Source organism: Roseovarius atlanticus, assembly GCF_019802205.1.
GTDB classification, from domain to species: domain Bacteria; phylum Pseudomonadota; class Alphaproteobacteria; order Rhodobacterales; family Rhodobacteraceae; genus Roseovarius; species Roseovarius atlanticus_A.
The window spans coordinates 490,612-508,267 of the sequence record NZ_JAHVHQ010000003.1 but is presented as its reverse complement, the minus strand read 5'-3'; the positions used below and the strand labels follow the sequence as shown (position 1 = coordinate 508,267).

At 68.2% G+C, this 17,656-nt stretch carries 20 protein-coding genes; 4 read left to right on the top strand and 16 right to left on the bottom strand.

Features of this window, described 5'->3' with window-relative positions:
• Nucleotides 1-16 precede the first annotated feature (16 nt).
• Both KUV49_RS08315 and KUV49_RS08310 read right to left on the bottom strand, forming a co-directional pair.
• Nucleotides 17-805, bottom strand: coding sequence for an EcsC family protein (locus tag KUV49_RS08315; protein ID WP_222450934.1), 789 nt, complete (start codon nucleotides 803-805; stop codon nucleotides 17-19).
• 31 nt (nucleotides 806-836) lie between these two features.
• The gene (locus KUV49_RS08310; RefSeq protein WP_222449546.1) at nucleotides 837-1,322 is read right to left on the bottom strand and encodes a GNAT family N-acetyltransferase; all 486 of its coding nucleotides are present in this window, start codon (nucleotides 1,320-1,322) and stop codon (nucleotides 837-839) included.
• Between the two features lie 96 nt (nucleotides 1,323-1,418).
• Between KUV49_RS08310 and KUV49_RS08305 the strand changes: the two genes are divergently transcribed.
• On the top strand, nucleotides 1,419-2,027 hold the full coding sequence (locus KUV49_RS08305; RefSeq protein ID WP_222449545.1) for a flavin reductase family protein: 609 nt from the start codon (nucleotides 1,419-1,421) through the stop codon (nucleotides 2,025-2,027).
• A gap of 291 nt (nucleotides 2,028-2,318) precedes the next feature.
• Here the strand turns inward: KUV49_RS08305 and KUV49_RS08300 are convergent, their stop codons facing one another.
• From KUV49_RS08300 to KUV49_RS08265, 8 genes are all read right to left on the bottom strand, one after another.
• Nucleotides 2,319-3,950, bottom strand: coding sequence for a SulP family inorganic anion transporter (locus KUV49_RS08300; protein ID WP_222449544.1), 1,632 nt, complete (start codon nucleotides 3,948-3,950; stop codon nucleotides 2,319-2,321).
• 103 nt (nucleotides 3,951-4,053) lie between these two features.
• Nucleotides 4,054-5,067, bottom strand: coding sequence for an NAD-dependent epimerase/dehydratase family protein (locus KUV49_RS08295; RefSeq protein WP_222449543.1), 1,014 nt, complete (start codon nucleotides 5,065-5,067; stop codon nucleotides 4,054-4,056).
• Nucleotides 5,068-5,147: 80 nt separating this feature from the next.
• On the bottom strand, nucleotides 5,148-6,197 hold the full coding sequence (locus tag KUV49_RS08290; RefSeq protein WP_315899488.1) for a diguanylate cyclase domain-containing protein: 1,050 nt from the start codon (nucleotides 6,195-6,197) through the stop codon (nucleotides 5,148-5,150).
• Nucleotides 6,194-6,787: a heme NO-binding domain-containing protein gene (locus tag KUV49_RS08285; RefSeq protein ID WP_222449542.1), complete on the bottom strand. Its 594-nt coding sequence runs from the start codon at nucleotides 6,785-6,787 to the stop codon at nucleotides 6,194-6,196. Before KUV49_RS08285 ends, KUV49_RS08290 begins: the two co-directional genes overlap by 4 nt.
• Nucleotides 6,788-6,879: 92 nt before the next feature.
• A complete protein-coding gene (locus KUV49_RS08280; protein WP_222449541.1) occupies nucleotides 6,880-8,442 on the bottom strand; it encodes a trimethylamine methyltransferase family protein in 1,563 nt (520 codons plus the stop codon).
• An 86-nt stretch (nucleotides 8,443-8,528) separates the two neighbouring features.
• The gene (locus KUV49_RS08275; RefSeq protein ID WP_222449540.1) at nucleotides 8,529-9,419 is read right to left on the bottom strand and encodes a DMT family transporter; all 891 of its coding nucleotides are present in this window, start codon (nucleotides 9,417-9,419) and stop codon (nucleotides 8,529-8,531) included.
• Entirely contained in the window at nucleotides 9,416-10,120 is a 705-nt protein-coding gene (locus KUV49_RS08270; protein ID WP_222449539.1) for an HAD family hydrolase, read from the bottom strand. Before KUV49_RS08270 ends, KUV49_RS08275 begins: the two co-directional genes overlap by 4 nt.
• Nucleotides 10,121-10,141: 21 nt before the next feature.
• On the bottom strand, nucleotides 10,142-10,426 hold the full coding sequence (locus KUV49_RS08265) for a DUF3572 domain-containing protein (protein WP_222449538.1): 285 nt from the start codon (nucleotides 10,424-10,426) through the stop codon (nucleotides 10,142-10,144).
• Nucleotides 10,427-10,512: 86 nt separating this feature from the next.
• On the opposite strand from KUV49_RS08265, the gene KUV49_RS08260 reads away from it, so the two are divergent.
• A complete protein-coding gene (locus tag KUV49_RS08260; RefSeq protein ID WP_222449537.1) occupies nucleotides 10,513-11,904 on the top strand; it encodes a diguanylate cyclase in 1,392 nt (463 codons plus the stop codon).
• A 13-nt stretch (nucleotides 11,905-11,917) separates the two neighbouring features.
• Here the strand turns inward: KUV49_RS08260 and KUV49_RS08255 are convergent, their stop codons facing one another.
• The 4 genes from KUV49_RS08255 to KUV49_RS08240 all read right to left on the bottom strand — a co-directional run bounded on the left by KUV49_RS08255 (nucleotide 11,918) and on the right by KUV49_RS08240 (nucleotide 13,963).
• Complete coding sequence (locus KUV49_RS08255; RefSeq protein ID WP_222449536.1) at nucleotides 11,918-12,394, bottom strand: periplasmic heavy metal sensor; 477 nt, start codon at nucleotides 12,392-12,394, stop codon at nucleotides 11,918-11,920.
• Between the two features lie 2 nt (nucleotides 12,395-12,396).
• On the bottom strand, nucleotides 12,397-12,804 hold the full coding sequence (locus tag KUV49_RS08250; protein WP_222449535.1) for a hypothetical protein: 408 nt from the start codon (nucleotides 12,802-12,804) through the stop codon (nucleotides 12,397-12,399).
• Nucleotides 12,801-13,385 (bottom strand): RNA polymerase sigma factor, encoded by a 585-nt coding sequence (locus tag KUV49_RS08245; protein WP_222449534.1) that lies wholly within the window; start codon nucleotides 13,383-13,385, stop codon nucleotides 12,801-12,803. Before KUV49_RS08245 ends, KUV49_RS08250 begins: the two co-directional genes overlap by 4 nt.
• A gap of 104 nt (nucleotides 13,386-13,489) precedes the next feature.
• Nucleotides 13,490-13,963, bottom strand: coding sequence for an EF-hand domain-containing protein (locus tag KUV49_RS08240; protein WP_261391097.1), 474 nt, complete (start codon nucleotides 13,961-13,963; stop codon nucleotides 13,490-13,492).
• Nucleotides 13,964-14,212: 249 nt separating this feature from the next.
• Here KUV49_RS08240 and KUV49_RS08235 point away from each other — a divergent pair, with 249 nt between their 5' ends.
• On the top strand, nucleotides 14,213-14,650 hold the full coding sequence (locus tag KUV49_RS08235) for a DUF983 domain-containing protein (protein ID WP_222449532.1): 438 nt from the start codon (nucleotides 14,213-14,215) through the stop codon (nucleotides 14,648-14,650).
• Between the two features lie 29 nt (nucleotides 14,651-14,679).
• Nucleotides 14,680-15,396, top strand: coding sequence for an NUDIX hydrolase (locus KUV49_RS08230; RefSeq protein WP_222449531.1), 717 nt, complete (start codon nucleotides 14,680-14,682; stop codon nucleotides 15,394-15,396).
• 12 nt (nucleotides 15,397-15,408) lie between these two features.
• Here the strand turns inward: KUV49_RS08230 and KUV49_RS08225 are convergent, their stop codons facing one another.
• Nucleotides 15,409-16,254, bottom strand: a complete 846-nt coding sequence (locus KUV49_RS08225) for a DMT family transporter (protein ID WP_261391095.1) — start codon at nucleotides 16,252-16,254, stop codon at nucleotides 15,409-15,411.
• A 394-nt stretch (nucleotides 16,255-16,648) separates the two neighbouring features.
• Nucleotides 16,649-17,590: a fatty acid desaturase gene (locus tag KUV49_RS08220; RefSeq protein ID WP_222449529.1), complete on the bottom strand. Its 942-nt coding sequence runs from the start codon at nucleotides 17,588-17,590 to the stop codon at nucleotides 16,649-16,651.
• Nucleotides 17,591-17,656: the final 66 nt, after the last annotated feature.

Below are 17,656 nucleotides of genomic sequence, written 5' to 3'. Positions count from 1 at the left end.
TTCTCCGGCCCGGCCCTCAGGCGCGCTTGACGCTCGGAAGCGCCACCAGTTCGCGAAAATCCTCCAGCAGGTCGGCATGGTCGCGGTCGGCCTCTATGGCCAGCCGGCGCAGGCCGAAATGCACATGCGCCATCTGCTGGTAGTAGCTGGTGAAGGCATAGTTGGTCGCCGCCCCCGCCGCCGCCCCAAGGATGGGGACCGTCTGCGCCGCCAGCTTCTGCCCCAGCACGGTGGCCAGCCGTGGCGCGACCTTGGCCACCAGCGCCTGAACCGCCTTGCCGGTCACCGCCACGCGCGTGCTGAGAAAGGCCAGATCGCTGCCGTCGTCGTGGTCCAGCGGCCCGGCGGCGGCGAAAACCTTGATGCAGTCGTATTGCACGCCCGGCTCGTCCGGGTCGAAGCCGTATTCCGCCGCGACGTCCTGGATCGCGCGCAGCAGCACCGTCGTCGTGACAGGCAGTTCCGCCAGCGCCGTCGGCAGTCCGCCCGCGCCGCCCGCGGCCCCCATCGCCGTGGTCATCGCACGGCTCAACCAGCCGGGGCTCTCGGCCACGTATCCGCGCGAGCGGTGCGCCGTGTCCATCGCCAGCCGCAGCGCCCGCTCGGTGCTGTCGTCCAGCCGCGACCGCACCGGCGCCGGCAGGCGCGACAACAGGCCTTCCGCCTGGCTGCCGATCATGTTGAGCACCTGGATGCCGACATTTCCGGCCCGCCGATGCCGCTCGGCCAGCGCCTTCAGGCGCGACTCCACCGCGGTCGCATCTATCGCCGCCGGCAGGATCTCGGAGTAGGATTTCTTGCCCATGCCTAGAAGATCGGGCACCGCGCCGGCATTTTCAAGCGTCACGCACGACTTTGCCGGCAATCCCGTCCCAGGCCCCGGGGGTCAGCGCGTACCCGAGCACACGTTCGGGGTTGGTGGGCGGCGGCATCTTCACCTTCTCCAGCCGGGTGAACCCGAACCGCGCGTAATAGGGCGCGTCCCCCACCAGCATCGCCCGGTCCCACCCGGCCGCATGCCCGATCCGCAACGCCTCGCGGATGAGGTATCCGCCCAGGCCCTCGCCCTGCCGCGTCGGGTGCACCGCGATGGGCCCCACCAGCAACGCTCGCGCCGTGCCGATCCGCACCGGCCAGACCCGGATCGCCCCGGCCAGGATGCCCCCCTCGTCCCGTGCCACCAGGCACAGCGCCGCCACCGGCGCCACGCCCTCGCGCAGCCGGTAGGACGACAGCGCCTCGCGTCCGGGTGCAAAGCACAGGTCGTAGAGCGCCTCGACCTCCCACCAATCCTCGCGTGTCTCTTGGTGCAACTCGTACACGGGCGCGCATTATCCTTCGAAAAACAGGTGGATCGTCGCGTAGCACGCGTTTAGGCCTATGTCCAAACGCATTCGTCCCAACCCGGAAAGTTGCTCATGTTCTACCGCCCCGAAGACGGCCACGGCCTGCCGCACAACCCGTTCAACGCCATCGTCGCACCCCGCCCCATCGGCTGGATCTCCACCCGCGGCAGCGACGGTGCGGAAAACCTCGCGCCCTATTCCTTCTTCAACGCCGTGGCCTACGTGCCGCCGCAGGTGATGTTCTCCTCGACCTCGACCAAGCCCGATCGGGGCGACACCAAGGACAGCGTCGCCAATATCCGCGACACCGGCGTGTTTTGCGTCAACATCGTGGAATACGCCCTGCGCGACGCGATGAACCGGACCTCGGGTCCCTGGCCCAGGGACACCGACGAGTTCACCGATGCCGCCATCGAGCGCGCCGCCTGCGAGACCATCCCCTGTTCCCGCGTGGCCGCCGCGCCCGCAGCCCTCGAATGCAAGCTGACGCAGATCGTCGACCTGCCGGGCGAGGCCAACAAGGTGGTGTTCGGCGAGGTCACCGGCGTCTACATCCGCGACGATTGCCTGAAGGACGGCATCTTCGACGTGCTCAGCTTCAACCCGCTCGCGCGGATGGGCTACAAGGATTACACCGTGGTGCGCGAGAAATTCGCCCTCGCGCGTCCGGGGGAAAGCTGAGCCGCGCCATCGCTGCCCCCCGGGTTGGCGATACTACAGCCGCTCGGGAGCACTTTATCTTTGCCAAGTCCGTATGAGCTTAGATCGGCGAAATACGGGCAAACCAATCGCCGCCCCCTGGGTGGGGGGCAGCGATGGCGCGGCGGCCTTCGGCCTTGACTCCGCGCGCAAGTGCAGAACACTGACCCCGTCCCGGGCCTGACCCGGGACCTCGACGGCCCAGGGATCCCGGATCAAGTCCGGGATTGCGTAGGGTGGGTGAAAACCCACGCGCCCCGCCCCGGCAGACCGTCAATGCCCCGCGCCCAGGACCCCCGTCTTGACGTCGTAATCCACGGCCAGCCCGTAATCGGGGTCGTCGTCGCTGTCGACCATCAGGTGCCCGGCCTTGTTCAGCATCCGGTGGCAATCCCGCGTCAGGTGCCGCAACTGCAACCGCTTGCCCGCCGCCAGGTACTTGCCCGCCACCGCCTCGATGGCCTGCAACGCCGACTGGTCCACGACGCGGCTCTCGGCGAAATCCACGACCACCTTGTCGGGGTCGCTCTCAACGTCGAACAGCTCCACGAACCCGCTGGCCGAGCCGAAGAACAGCGGCCCCTGCACGCGGTAGACCTTGGTGCCGTCCATCTCCTTGCCGGTGATGGCATGGATGCGCTTGGCGTTGTTCCAGGCATATGTCAGCGCCGACACGATCACCCCCACGACCACGGCGATGGCCAGGTCGTATTGCACCGTCACCACCGTCACCAGCACGATCACCAGCGCGTCCGACAGCGGCACCTTGCGCAGAATCCGCAGCGAGTTCCACGCAAAGGTCCCGATCACCACCATGAACATCACGCCCACCAGGGCGGCCAGCGGGATCTGCTCGATCAGCGGCGACGCGAACAGGATGAAGATCAGCAGGAACACCGCCGCGCAGATCCCCGCGATCCGTGTCCGCCCGCCCGATCTCACGTTGATCATCGACTGGCCGATCATGGCGCAGCCGCCCATGCCGCCGAAGAACCCGGTCACGGTGTTGGCCACGCCCTGCGCGATGCATTCCTGGCTCGCACCGCCGCGCTTGTTCGTCATCTCGCCCACCAGGTTCAGCGTCAGCAGGCTCTCGATCAGGCCGATCGCGGCCAGGATCACGGCATAGGGCAGGATGATCTCGAACGTCTCCAGCGTCAGCGGCACGGTCGGAACATGGAAGGGCGGCAACCCGCCCTGGATCGACGCCAGGTCGCCCACGCGCGGCACGTCCAGCCCGAACACCACGACGATCCCCGCCACCAGCCCGATGCCTGCCAGCGGCGCAGGGATCACCTTGGTCACGCGCGGCATCAGCCAGACCACCGCCATGGTCAGCGCCACCAGCGCCAGCATGGTGTAAAGCGGCGCGCCCGACAGCCATTCGCCCCCGCTCATGCCGTGGCCGGTGTTCTCCATCGTGCCGGGCACCTTGAACTGGCCCAGTTGCGCCAGGAAAATCACGATGGCAAGGCCATTGACGAAGCCCAGCATCACCGGATGCGGCACCAGCCGGATAAACTTGCCCCAGCGCAGCACGCCGGCCGTCATCTGCAAGATCCCCATCAGCACGACCGTGGCGAAAAGGTATTCCACCCCGTGCTGCGCCACCAGCGACACCATCACCACCGCCAGCGCGCCCGTGGCCCCGCTGATCATGCCGGGCCGGCCGCCGATCAGCGCGGTGATCAGCCCCACGATGAAGGCTGCGTAAAGCCCCACCAGCGGATGCACCCCGGCGACAAAGGCGAACGCCACCGCCTCGGGCACCAGCGCCAGCGCCACGGTCAGCCCCGACAACAGCTCGATCCGCAGCCGCGTCGGGCTCAGCTTCTCTCCGGGCGTCAGGCTCAATTCGGACAGATCGAAGCGTTTGGCCCAGTCGGCCAGCAAGGTGCGTTTCACGGGGGGGTATCCTGAATGGTATTTTTCGCGCGAGCGTCCCCTAACGCGAACCCGCCCGTTTGACCATTGCCAATTTCAGGACCCCGCCATGAACGTGGCGGAATTACTTGCCGTAATACTCGCGGAACCACGCCACGAACTGCTTCACGCCGTCGCGCACATCCGTATCGGGACGATACCCGGTCAGGCTGTGCAGCAGGCTGGCGTCGGCCCATGTGGCGGGCACGTCGCCCTTCTGCATGTCCATCAGGTTGCGCTCGGCGGTCATGCCCAGCGCCGCCTCGATGGCGTCCACGAAATCGGTCAGGCGAATGCTGTCGGAATTGCCGATATTGACCACCCGGTAGGGCGCCACCGGCGACAGGCTGTCACCCTCGGCGATGTCCTCGGGGCGGTCGGGCCGCACCGGCGCTGCGTCCATCAACAGGCGGATGCCGCGCACCAGGTCGGTGACATAGGTGAAATCCCGGTACATCTCGCCGTGGTTGTAGACGTCGATGGGACGCCCCTCCAGGATCGCGTCGACGAACTTGTAAAGCGCCATGTCGGGCCGCCCCCAGGGCCCGTAGACCGTGAAAAAGCGGAACATCGTCGTCGGCAGGTTCCACAGGTGGGCATAGGAATGGCCCATCGCCTCGGCCGCCTTCTTGGTGGCGGCATAGATTGTCATCTGCGTGTCCGCCTTCTGCGTCTCGGCATAGGGCATGTCGGTCTCGGCCCCGTAGACCGAACTGGTCGAGGCCATCAGCAGGTGGCGCACCTCGTGCCGCTTTGCCGCCTCCATCACGTTGAACGTGCCCACCACGTTGGCGTCGATATAGGCGCGCGGGTTCTCCAGGCTGTAGCGCACGCCGGCCTGGGCGGCCAGGTGCACGATGATGTCGGGCGCGCAGTCATCCACCGCGTCGTTCAGCGCCGCCACGTCCTCCAGCATCGCCTCGTACGCCTTGAACTCGGGCGATTGCAACAGCATCTGGTGCCGCCGCGCCTTCAGCCGCACGTCGTAGTAATCCGTCAGCCCGTCAAAGCCGTGCACGACCATGCCTTCGTCCAGCAGCAGCCTGGCCAGGTGATAGCCGATGAACCCGGCCGTGCCGGTGATGAAGACCCGTGTCATGTGCCCGCTGTCCGTCTTGCGCCGATTTGCGCCCAACGGTTAAAGGGCACGGTCCCGTTGCACAAGACCCCGGCCCGTGCTCAGTCGCCCGTTGCTGCGTCGACGGTGTGCCGCGCGACCGCGCGGCGCAGGTCGGGCGCAAAGGCCACGTGACAGCCCCGCCCGGCCTCTTTCGCGGCATAAAGCGCAAGGTCGGCATCGTCCATCATAACCGCCAGCCGCGGCGTGGCGTAGTTTGCGCTGCGCGTGGTCCCGATGCTGCCGGAAATCCGCGCCACCTCGCCGCCGATGCTCAGGGCGTCCTCCAGCCGCCGGATCAATCGCCGCGCCAGCTCGGCCAGCCGCGCGTCCGAAAGCGCCTCGGCGAAGATCAGAACGAACTCGTCCCCGCCGACGCGGATGACGGTGTCCTCGCTGCGGGTTTCCTCGCGCAGGATGCGCGCCACGCGGCGCAGCACATGGTCGCCCGCCGCGTGGCCCAGCGTGTCGTTCACCGACTTGAAGTAATCCAGGTCCAGGTGCATCAGCGTGAAATCCGCGCCGCGCGCGATCAGGCGGCGGATCACCGGGTCGAGCGCACGGCGGTTGCGCAATCCCGTCAGCGTGTCGGTATGGGCCTCTTCCTCGGCCGCGGCCTTCGCCCCCTGCAACCGCTGGCTCAGTTTCTGAAAGGCGTCCATGACGGCCGCTTTCGCCTCGACAAGGTACAGCATCTCGACCGCAAGGTCGGTCGCCGCGAAATCGCGGCTGGTCAGCTCGTGGCGGCCCACGGCGTCGATCAGGCCGATCCCGAATGACAGGTCCACGATCAACCCGTCCGGCGGCCCGATCCCCCGGTCCCCGGGCAAGGGGGCCGCGACGCCTTTCAACTCGATCCCCGGCGCGTCGCGCAAGACGCAATGCAGCCGTCGGCCCGCCGCCGCGCGCAGGCCCGCCACCCCCGGCGCCAAACGCGGCCGCTTCACGTCGAAAAGCTCCAGGAATGCACGGCCGACCGGAACCGCAGGGCCCAGGACCTTTTGCGCGGTCGGCCCGGCATGGACGATCCGTCCGTCCGCATCCAGCACCAGGTGCATCGGGCACAGCACATCCAGCAGCGTCCCCGGCGCCGCGCTCCTGTCGCTGGTCACAGGGCCGCCCCCAGCGAAAAGCTCCGCCCCCGGGCAAAGGCCGTCTCCAGCACGCGCACCTCGATGGTCTCGACCCCGTCGCGGCGCCCCTTGTGATCCAGCGTCACCAGCACGCCGTAATCGTCCGCCATCGCCCGCAGCAACCCCAACAGCACGTAACCAAAGGACAGTCCCCCGGACCGCCCCGCGCCGACGGCGACCGAAAACCTGTGCCCGTCGTGATCGTGCAACTCGATCGGCGGCAGGATCAGTTGCGGTACCGCCAGCCGCGCCCGCGCCGGCAGATCATCCAGGGAATGCAGGAAATCGGTGAAATCCGTGCCGGAAAACCGCAGCAGCCGCCGCAGCGCCTCGGCGGTGGGATGCGACACCAGGTAGGTGCCGATATCCTCCAGTATCGCGGCCTCGGGCTTGTCCAGAACCCGCGACACCCCGGCCAGCACGTCCCGCGTCACCGCGTCGGGATAGTCCAGCATCGCCTCGAAGTCCTGCGGCACCAGCTCCGACCGGCCGGCCACCTCGCCCCAGGTGTCCTGCCCATAGGTATCGCGGACGAAAAGTTCGATGGCCCGGTTGATCAGCCCGTGCATGTCACGCTCCTGCTTCCGGCAAAGCCTTTGCAGAACGGCGTTAACAAGCCGTGGACGTTTCCAATTGTCGCTATTTCCGGCCTGCGCACACGTCAGAAATCGGTCGGCGCGCCGCCTTCCTCCTTGCGCCGGGCGACGAAGGCTTCCAGTTCCTCGCGCACCGCGTCCTCGATCGGGGGCGCCTCGAAACTGGCGATGATGTCGCGAAAGACCTGGTGCGCGCGTTGCGGCGTCCATGCCGCGCCCGATGCCTCCCACGCCTCGAAATTCCGCCAGTCGCTCAGGAACGGCTGATAGAACGCCGTGGTATAGCGGTCCTGGGTGTGCTGGATGCCGAAGAAATGCCCCTGGTTGCCCACTTCGCGCACCGCCTCCAGCGCAATCTCGTCGGGGCCGGTCGCGGTCAGCACCGGGTCCATGTAGCGCTGGATATGCTGCAATATCTCGCAATCCATGATGAACTTCTCGGGGCTGGCGATCAGCCCGCCTTCCAGCCAGCCGGCGGCATGATAGACCATGTGCGCCCCCGACTGCACCGCGGACCACAGGCTGTTCGAGGTTTCCCACATCGCCTGCCCGTCCGGCACGTTCGCCGCGCACACACCCGACGCCCGCATCGGCAGCCCATAGAACCGCGCCAGCTGCCCCGTCATCTGAGTCGCGCGCATGTATTCCGGCGTGCCGAAGGCCGGCGCGCCCGACTTCATGTCGACATTGCTGGTGAACGTGCCGATGGCGCAGCCCACCCCGGGCCGGATCGCCTGCGCCAGCACGATCGCGCACAACCCCTCGGCCAGGCTCTGCGCCACCGCCCCCGCCATGGTCACCGGCGCCATCGCCCCGGCCAGCGTGAACGGCGTCACCACCAGCCCCTGGTTGCGCCGCGCCAGGCGCATCCAGCCGTCCAGCATCGGGAAATCATGCTTCAGGGGCGAGGTGGAGTTGATGTTGGAATACATGTGCGGGCGCGCCTCGAACGCCTCGTCCGTCAGGCCGCCCGCGATCCGCACCATCTCCATCACGTCCTCGACCCGCTCCCGGCCCAGGCAATAAGCATGCGCCACCTTGTCGGTCAGCGTCAGCTTGTCATAGAGCACATCCAGGTGCCGCACGCTGGCATGCACGTCCTGCGGCTCCACCGGGTACCCGCCGACGAAATGCACGCAGTTGAAATACTGGCTCAGTTTCAACAGGTTGGCGCACATCTCCCGCGTGCCCGTCACCTTGCGGCCTATGCCCATGTCCCAATAGCTGGGCGGCGACGACACGTTCCCGAAATTCAGGTGCCGCCCCCCGAGCGTGATGGCATGGTCCGGGTTGCGCGGCGTGATGGTGAACTCGCTCGGCGCCTTGCCGATCATCTCCATCACGAAATCGCGCCCCATCCGCACGTTCTCGCCATTGATGTCGCACCCGCCGGTGCCGCGCAGGACCTCCACCGCCTCCGCGTTCAGGAACTCGATCCCGATCTCCTCGAGGATGCGCATCGCCCCGTCATGGATCGCCTCGATCCCGGCCTCGTCCAGCGGCTCGATCGGCCGGTCGATGTTGATCGGCGGGTTCCAGGGCATCTGCTCGATGACGGCGGTGCCCCGGCGTGTCGCGTTTCCGGCCCGTCCGCCACTGCGTTTCCTGCGTAAGGCTGTCTCTGCCATGGTGAGTCTCCTGCTGGACCCTTCCATGCAACCACCGGGCTGGCCGGCTGGTTTGCCGCTTTGCGACAGAACCTGTCGCAGGTGAACTATCGCGGCACGATTAGCGCCGCCCGCCGCCGCAGGATCGACAGATACACCGTCAGGCTGCCCACCACGATGGCGCCGCCCACCAGCATCGCCGCCGTGGGTCGTTCCCCCACGCCGATCCACACCCACAAGGGCCCCAGCACCGTTTCCAGCAGCATCAGCAGGCTGACATTGGCCGCCAGCGTGTGCCGCGCGGCCAGCGACAGCAGGAAGAACGACACCGGCAGCACCACGCCGCCCGTCACCGCCATGGCCCAGACCCGGCCCTGAAACATCGCCTCGACGCCGGTCAGCGACCATCCGATCCCGCCCGCGATCCACGCGCCGACCCCGATGGCCAGCAGGATCGGCAGGTCGGGACTGGCCCTCACCGTGACGAAGTTCAGCGCCAGCACGAACGCCACGCCCAGGCCAAAGCCCGCCCCCGTCACCGCAGCCCAGTTCAGGGCCACGTCGCCATGTCCGCCGCCCAGCACGGCGATCCCGATTCCGGCCATCACCGCCGCGATGGCCGCCCAGGTCAGCGCCGAGGTCGTCTCGCCCGTCACCACCCGGCTCAGCAGCGCCGAAAAGACAGGCACCGCCGCCACGCCCATCAGCACCACCGCCGCCGGGGCCGACGCGATGCCAAGGCAGAACAGCATCGAGTTCAGCACCTGCGCCACGACGATCATCGCCCCCGGCCCGCTGCGCAGCCGGGCCATGTCGCCGCCGCGGTCCCGGCTGGTGACCGCCCAGGCCAGCAGCATCATCGTGCCCATGAACAATCCGCGCCAGCCGGTCATCTGGATGCCCTCCATGCCCGACAGCCGCATCAGCATCGCGTCCGGCGTCAGCACCACCGTGCCGACCAGCGCCAGCAGAACCCCGCGCGAGACGCCCGCGCTCACGCGATCATCCAGGCCGGAATATGCCCGATATCCGGCAGCACGACATCGGCAAAGGGCGCCAGGTCGGCCCGCGTGGCCGTGCCGGTCAGCACCGCGACGGTCTGCATCCCCGCCGCGCGGCCCGCCAGCAGGTCATGGGTGCTGTCGCCCACCATCGCCACCCGCCCGGGCGCAAGGCCCACGGCGCGGGCGAAGGCCAGGCAGGGTCCCGGCGCGGGCTTGGCGCCGTGGCCCGAATCGAACCCGGCGATGAAATCGAACTGGTCCACCACCCCGGCCTTGCCCAGGTGCGCCCGCGCGCCATGCTCGGTGTCGTTGGTCGCCACGCCCAGCGCCAGGCCCTCGGCGGCCAGCGCCTGCAAGAACGCCGCCAGCGGCACGGTCTCGGCCTGCGGCGCGGCGGCCGAGGTCTCCATCAGGAAGATCTCCAGCTCTTCGACCTTGCGGTCGGGCACGGCACGCGCCACGCATTCGGCGGCCTCGCGGTTCGTGCCCGCAACGATCGGGCTCGTCGGGCGAAACCGCCTCTCGTCCAGGTCGTAATGCATCTCCGACGCCAGTCTCGCCCGCACGGCGGCGTCGCCCTGCGCCAGGTCCTCGATCAGGTCACCGGCCCAGGCGCTCCAGGTGGTGTGGAAATCGAACAGAGTGCCATCCTTGTCAAACAGCAGCCCATCAACCTTTCTTGCGGGTTTGTTCACCTTATGGTCCTCAAAATTAATTTATGTCCAATGGGTCTGGACCCCGCCCGGAAGCGCGGCGCGGGCCTCGACAACCGCCGCGGGCGGCACGTTCGCGGCCTCGCTGAACTCCATGATCCACGCGTCGTCCATCAACAGGAAATCCAGCAAAGAGGCAAGAAAATCAGGATCTTGCGCACCCGCGAGCAGATCGTCCCGCCCCGCCCCGGTCGCCCCCATGAACACGTCCAGCAGGTTTTCGTGACCTGCGATCCACGTCAGCGCCTTGAGCGCGATCGTCTCGGCGGCTTCTCGCTGGTTGGCCATATTGCTTAACTCCCGGCAAGGATTTCTTAACCAATGACAGGGATAGTCTTGCCATAGCAAAGAGCAAGTCGGAAAGGCGGCGGCACATGCCGGGCACTGTTCTCATCGTCGATGGTCTGGCGACCAACCGGATCGTGCTGAAGGTCAAGCTTTCAGCCGCCTATTTCCACGTCGAACAGGCCGGCAGCGCGGCAGAGGCGTTGACGCGCGTCGCACACGACAGGCCTCAGGCGGTTCTGGTGACCGATGGATTGCCCGACAGCTCCGCCTGTGACCTGGTCCGCGACATCCACGCCCTGCCCGGCTGCGACCGGCTGCCGGTGCTGGTCCTGACCGCGAAACGGGCCCCCGGCGCGCGGCTTGCCCTGCTGAAATGCGGCGCCTGCGACGTCCTGCTCAAACCCTACAGCGAAAAGGTGCTCCTGGCGCGGTTGCGCGCGCTGTCGCGGCAGGCGCCGGTCGAGGTCGATCTCGACCTCACCAGCGGCGCCGCCCACGCGCTCGGGCTGGCCGAGGCGCAGGCCGGTTTCGCCCCGCGCGGGCTGGTGGCGGCGCTGCACCGCGGGACGGCAACGGACCAGGCGCTGTGTCACCGGCTCGCGCAGGAGATGCGCCACCGGCTCGAGACCTTCCGCATGGACCGCGCAAGGCAGCTCTCAGGGCTGACCGCACCGCCCGACGTGCTGCTCGTGTCCCTGCCCGCGGATGCCGGCGAGGCCGCGCTTGTCCGCCTGGCCGAACTCTGCAGCGCGCCGCGCACCCGCCAGTCCCGCGTGCTTGCGCTGCTGGACACCGCCGATGACGTGCTTGCGGTCAAGCTGCTGGACATGGGCATCCACGATTTCGCCACGCGCGATGCCGACCCCCGGGAAATCGCCCTTCGCATCGACGCGCTCTTGCGCGCGAAACAGGCCGACGACCTGCAGCGCGCCCGCCTGCGCACCGGCCTGAACGCCGCTGTCACCGATCCGCTGACCGGCCTCTACAACCGGCGATACGCGCTGGCGCAGATGGCCCGCCTGATCGAGACCGCCCGGGAGAGCAAACAGACCTTCGCGCTGATGGTCGCCGATCTCGATCACTTCAAGAAGGTCAACGACACCTACGGCCACGCCGCCGGCGACCATGTCCTCACGCGCGTCGCCGGCGCCCTGCGCGACGCGCTTCGCCCCGGCGACAGCCTGGCGCGCATCGGCGGCGAGGAATTCCTCGTGCTGATGCCCCAATCCGGGATCGCCGCCGCACGCGCCATGGCCAAGCACCTGTGCCGCACCGTGCGCGAGACCGCGATTGCCATCCCCGGGGTCGAGGCCCCGCTCTCCCTGACCGTCAGCATCGGCGCCACCGTGGCCAACCCGGCGGTGAAGGACAGCGACCTCGAACCGGAACGGCTCCTGGCCGATGCCGACCACGCACTCTACGCCGCCAAGTCGGGCGGGCGCGACACGGTCACGATCTCGCATTTATCCGCCGCCTGACAGCGGCCGGGCCTCAGCGTTTGCGCCGCTGCATCTCGGCCTCCAGCCGGTCGGCATAGGCGGCCCGGTCGGCCGCGCTCATCTCGCCCCAGTACTCGACCAGCAGACCCTGCGCCGAGGCCATCCGGCCGTCGAACATCTCCCGCAGCCGCGCCATCCGCTCTGCCGCCGCGGCCCCGTCGAACGTCTCGGCCCGCAACAGCGCAACCAGCCCCTCCATCTCTTGATGGAACGCCGCGCGCCCGCCCTTTTCGGCCCGGAACGTGCGGATCATCCGTTGCTTCAGTTCCGCCCGGTCCGCCTCGCTCAGCGCCCGGTGCATGGCGCCCGCGCCGCCCGGCGGGCCGCCGCGCCACTTGGGGCCGCCCTTGATCGCGAAACCGGCGGCCACGCCGACGACCAACAGGTTCAGCGCCAGCGACACCACCAGCAGGATCTTCATCCAGCGCGGCGCCCCCGTGCGCGAAGTCATCTCCGTTCCGTCCCTCATGCTCATCCTCCCTCCCCGGGAAAGAGATCGGTGCCAAGGTCCGGCTCGAAGGCCAGCGTGATATCTTCGTCCCAGACACTCTGTGCCGCCGTGCTCAACCCCTCGGGCGGCGCGACCCCGATCCACACTCCGGTCAGCGCCGCCGCGCCAAGCCCCGCCACGGCGGGCCATCCGCCCAGGGCCGCGAAGACCCCGCGCAGCCCGCGGGCCGGCGCAGGGTACAGTCGCGCGGCTGCCGCACTGGCACTGGCACTGGCCATGTCCCCGGCCCTCTCCGCGAACCCGGCCTGCACGGCCTCCGCATCGCCCAGCACCCGCGCCAGGAAATCCGCGTCCGGTTCCGGCGCGTGGGTGCGGGCCGCGGCGAACATCGCCTTCATCCCGTCGTCAGGTTTGCCGGTCTTGCTCATTCCGCGTACCCCAGTTCATCCTTCCTGGCGCCCAGCACCTCGCTCAGCGCCCGTTTCCCCCGCGCCGTCAGGCTTTCCACCGCCTCGACGCTGATCCCCATGATCTCGGCAATCTCCGGATTGCCCAGCTCTTCGATATGGCGCAGCACCACCGCCTGCCTCTGCCGCTCCGGCAAGGCCTGCAGCGCCGCCTGCAACGCATCGGCCCGGGCCCGCTCCTGCATGTCCTCGGCGGCACTGGCCCGGTCTTCCGCCGGGTCGCCCGCCGCCTCCAGCGGCCTGGTGCGCCAGCCCCGGCGCAGCCGGTCGGTACACAGGTTCGCCACCACGCGGTAAAGCCAGGTGGTCACCTTCGCCTCCCCCTGCCGCCACTCGGGCGCCACGCGCCACAGCCGGAGCAGCGCCTCCTGCGCCACGTCCTCGGCCTCGGCCCGGTTGCCCAACAGCCGATAGGCATGGGCCAGAACGCGCGGGCTCAGCCGCAATGTCAACGCCCGCGCCGCCGCCCGCTCTCCGTTCGCGAAGAGCACCAGCAGCGCCTCGTCCGGCACGTCGTCCATGGCATCGAGCGGCATCGTCATGTCCCGGTCGTCTATCCTGCCCCGTCACCTTGCGCCCGGTTCTTACGCCGGATCGGCCCGCCCCGGCCAGCCTTTAAGCCATTGCCGGGGCGCGACCGCGCGGATCACTCCGCGTCCTGCCCGGTCTTCTTGCCGTGACGTTTGGCGTGCATCTCGCGCATCTTCTCGCGCGCGGCGTCGAACTCGGCCTTGCTGATCGCGCCATCACCATCGGTGTCGGCCCGGTCGAACATCTTGCCACCGCGCCGCGCCTGCGCTTCGTCGAAGCTCACGCCGCCATCGCCGTCCGTGTCCAGCCGCTCCATCATCTTCGCGGCACGCTTGGCCGCCCTTTCCTGCCCGCGGGCCTGCATTTCCTCCAGGCTCATCACGCCGTCGCCATCGGTGTCGGCTTCATCGAACCGCGCCTTCATGCGCGCCTGCATCTCGTCTTTGGTGATCTGGCCGTCCCCGTTCGTGTCCAGGTCCTCGAACGAATGGCGCGGGCCCTTGCCCTCGCCCGACGCGGCCAGGCCCTGCACGGCCCCGCCCAGTGCGATCGTCATGCCAAGGGCGCTCATGATCATCAGGTTCTTCATCTTCATGCTCCATCTCGGTCAGGTCTGCTGCAACGCGATCTTGCGCCGCGTCCTGTTGTTTGCGACCGCGCCTGCCGTCGCGATCTACTGTCCTAAACGACAGCGCCCGCGCGTTCCGTCGCCCCGCCCCGATATTTTTCCGGGCAGACCCGGCCCATCCTTTGCGACATCCCGACGCACGGACAGCCTGTCACCTTCCAATTTGGTCCCGGACGGCGCACCTCTGTTGCCATTGACGCGCGAGGGCACATGACCAGCACCGATCACGACACGCACGGCTCCGCTTCCGTGGCGCCGACAACGCCGGGAAAACAGGACACCAAGGAACGCGAGCTCTGGCCCGCGGTCTTTCGCGGATTTCGCCGCACATGTCCCAATTGCGGGTCGGGCCCGATCCTCAAGAGCTATCTCAAGCTGCGCAAGACCTGCCCGGTCTGCCGCGAGGATCTCAGCCATGCCCGCGCCGATGACGGCCCGGCCTACCTGACGATCCTGGTCGTGGGTCACCTCATGGCGCCGCTGCTGCACATCGCCTTCACGACCTGGCGGCCCGAGCCCCTGGTGCTTTTCACCATTTTCGCTATTGGCTGCGTCACGCTCTCGCTTTACCTTCTGCCCCGGCTGAAAGGGGCCATCGTCGGCTTCCAGTGGGCGCGCCAGATGCACGGCTTCGGGGACGACACCTGACCCCTTCGCCCCCGAAGGACAGGACTTGAATGACCGCAAGCTACCCGAAGCATTCCGACAAGACCGCCATCCGCGACGCCGCCACGGTGATCGTGCTGCGCGACCGCATGACCGAGCCACGCGTCCTGATGGGCCAGCGCGGCGCCAGGGCCGCCTTCATGCCCAACAAGTTCGTCTTTCCCGGCGGCGCCGTGGATGCGGGCGACGCGGACATCCCGCTGGCCCGCCCCATGCCCGACGGCTGTGCCGCCCGCCTGCGCGACGACAGCGAAACCGACCGCTCGCACGCGCTCGCCGCCGCCGCGATCCGCGAGCTCTGGGAAGAAACCGGCCAGGTCCTGGGCCAGCCGGGCGACTGGACGGGCGCGCCGCCCGAGGACTGGCACAGCTTCGCCGCCACCGGCCACCTGCCCGACGCCTCCGCGCTGCAATTCGTCTTCCGCGCCATCACGCCGCCGGGCCGCCCCCGGCGCTTCGACGCGCGGTTCTTCCTGGTCGACGCCACAGCGCTTGCCTCCGACCCGGACGATTTCTCGCCCGCCTGCGACGAGCTCAGCCATCTTCAATGGGTGCCGCTGGCCACCGCCCGCCACGACTACGACCTGCCCTTCATCACCGAGGTCGTCCTGGCCGAGATCGAGGCCCGCGCCCACGACCCCGCGCCGCCCGCCTCGGTGCCGTTCTTCCGCAATGACGACGAAAGCAACCTCTTCAAGCGCCTCTACGGTGCGCGCCTGCCCGACTGACGCGCGGCGCCGCTATCCCAGCAAGACCAGCAGCAGGATACTGGCGCTCACCAGGACGATCCCGACCAGTTCCCGCCGCGTCACCGTCTCGCGAAAGAACAGGACCGAGGCTATCAGCGAAAAGATCACCTCCACCTGCCCCACCGCGAACACGTAGGCCGCGTTCTGCAAGGTGAAGGCCGTGAACCAGCCGACACTGCCCAGCAGGCTCGTCACCCCCATCCACACCGCGCGCCCCCGCGCCGCCCAGACGCGGCCCAGTTGCCCCGGCTCGCCCCAGCGCAGATAGGCCGCCATGCCAAGGCTCTGCGCCGCCGTCACCGCCGCCACCGCGATCATCGCCCGCAGGAACGCATCGTCACTGGCCACTTCCAGCGTCGCCCCCCTGTAGGTCACCGCCGACACGGCGAAAAACGCCCCCGAGGCCAGCCCCAGCGCCGGCGCCCGGCTGGTCACCCGGCGCCACCAGCCGCCCGCGCCGCCCGGCACGTCCGACAACACCAGCACGCCGACCAGCCCCAGGAAGATCGCCACCAGCCCCGGCAGGCTCACCCGGTCGCCCAGCACGATCAGCCCCACCATCGCGGTCTGCACCACCTCGGTCTTCTTGAAGGTGATCCCCACCGCGAAATTGCGCTCGGCGAACAGCAACACCACGCACCACGTCGCCAGGATCTGCGCCAGCCCGCCGCTCAGCACGTAGATCCAGAACCGCCCGCCCACCGCCGGCAACCCCTGCCCGGACCATGCCGCATAGCCCCCCGCCAGCACCGCCGCCAGCGGCGCGGCATAGGCGAACCGCGCGAAGGTCGCGCCCAGGGCGCTCAACGTCCCCATGCTCAGAGATTTCTGCAACATGAAGCGCAGCGTCTGGAAAAACGCCGCCATGACGGCAAGAAGGATCCACGGTTCTAGGACCAATTGAGCTTCATCCCGCACCACCGGCGCGTGTCGGATTTTACCGCCCGCCAGGAGATTTGCGCGCCGCGTCCCTCTCGGCAGATTTGGCATTGCCAAATCGCCTGCCGGTCAGCGTCCGGTTGATCGCAAGCGCAGATCGACGCCGCGGGAGGCAAAATCCGCCGCGTCGCCCTGCGATTTCGCCAAAATCCGTGCTCTCTGCGTTGTTTCCGCTTGAAAGGGGGCCACCCTTCCTGCGCGAAAACGCCTGCAGAGTCCGGATTTTGAACTGAAACCGATGATGTGGGATGAAGGTCAATTGGTCCTGTCATGACCCCCTATTGCCCGCGTTTTACTTCCTCCGCCAGAGCGGATGCGCCACCGGGTCCTTCGCCCGCAACAGGTGCCGCGCGAAAATCTCGGCGTAAGAGCGGTAATAATACCCGCCATTGCGCCGCAGGTAGGTCTCCCGGTTCTGCCGCCACATCGCCGGCAGCCGGTACCACGCCACGCGCGGGTGCATGTGATGCACCACGTGCAGGTTGTTGTTCAGAAAGAGAAACGCCAGCGGCCCGCCATCCTCGACCACGACCGTGCGCCCGCTGGCCCGCTCATGGGCCCGGTGCTCCAGGAAGGTGCGGATCTTCAGGATCGCATAGGCCGCGTAGGCGCTGACCAGGTAGGCCCAGACCGGCATCGGCGACACCGCGACCACCCCCAGCACCGCCGCCACGCCCAGCCCGTGCAACGCCCAGGCCCGCGCGACGCCCCGGTCCCCGCCCCGGATCGCGGCCCAGTCGCCGCGCATGAACACCACCTGTCCCAGCACCGGCCCCACGATCATCCGTCCCAACAGCGTGTTGTTGAACCGCAGCACGGCCCGGAACCAGCCCGGCAGACGCCCCCAGACCTCCGGGTCAAGGTAGTTCGATTCCGGATCGTCGTAAGGATCGGTCAGCAGGCTGTCGCGGTGATGCGCCAGGTGCAGGTCCCTGAAGCGCCGGTAAGGCACGCACAGCCCGAGGCTGAAAAACCCCAGCGCCTCGTTGAGCCTGTCGTTTCGGGTCGGGTGCCCGTGGATCATCTCGTGCACCAGCGACGAATGCAGCGTGATCCCGATCGCCGCCACCGCCACGCCTGCCGGCAGCCAAAGCCCTGCCAGCCAGAAAAGCGCCACGCCCCAACCCGCGTAACAGGCCGCCAACAGTCCCAGTGTCGGCCATTCCACGTCCGCAAGCGCACGCGCTTCCGGCCCCGGCACCGGCCCGGCGCCGCCTTCCAGTTCCACTTTCATCTTGTCCCCAATTCCGTCCTTCTCACCAAGCGTTACGACAGATCCTGTCAGGGGGGCAGTCAGAGA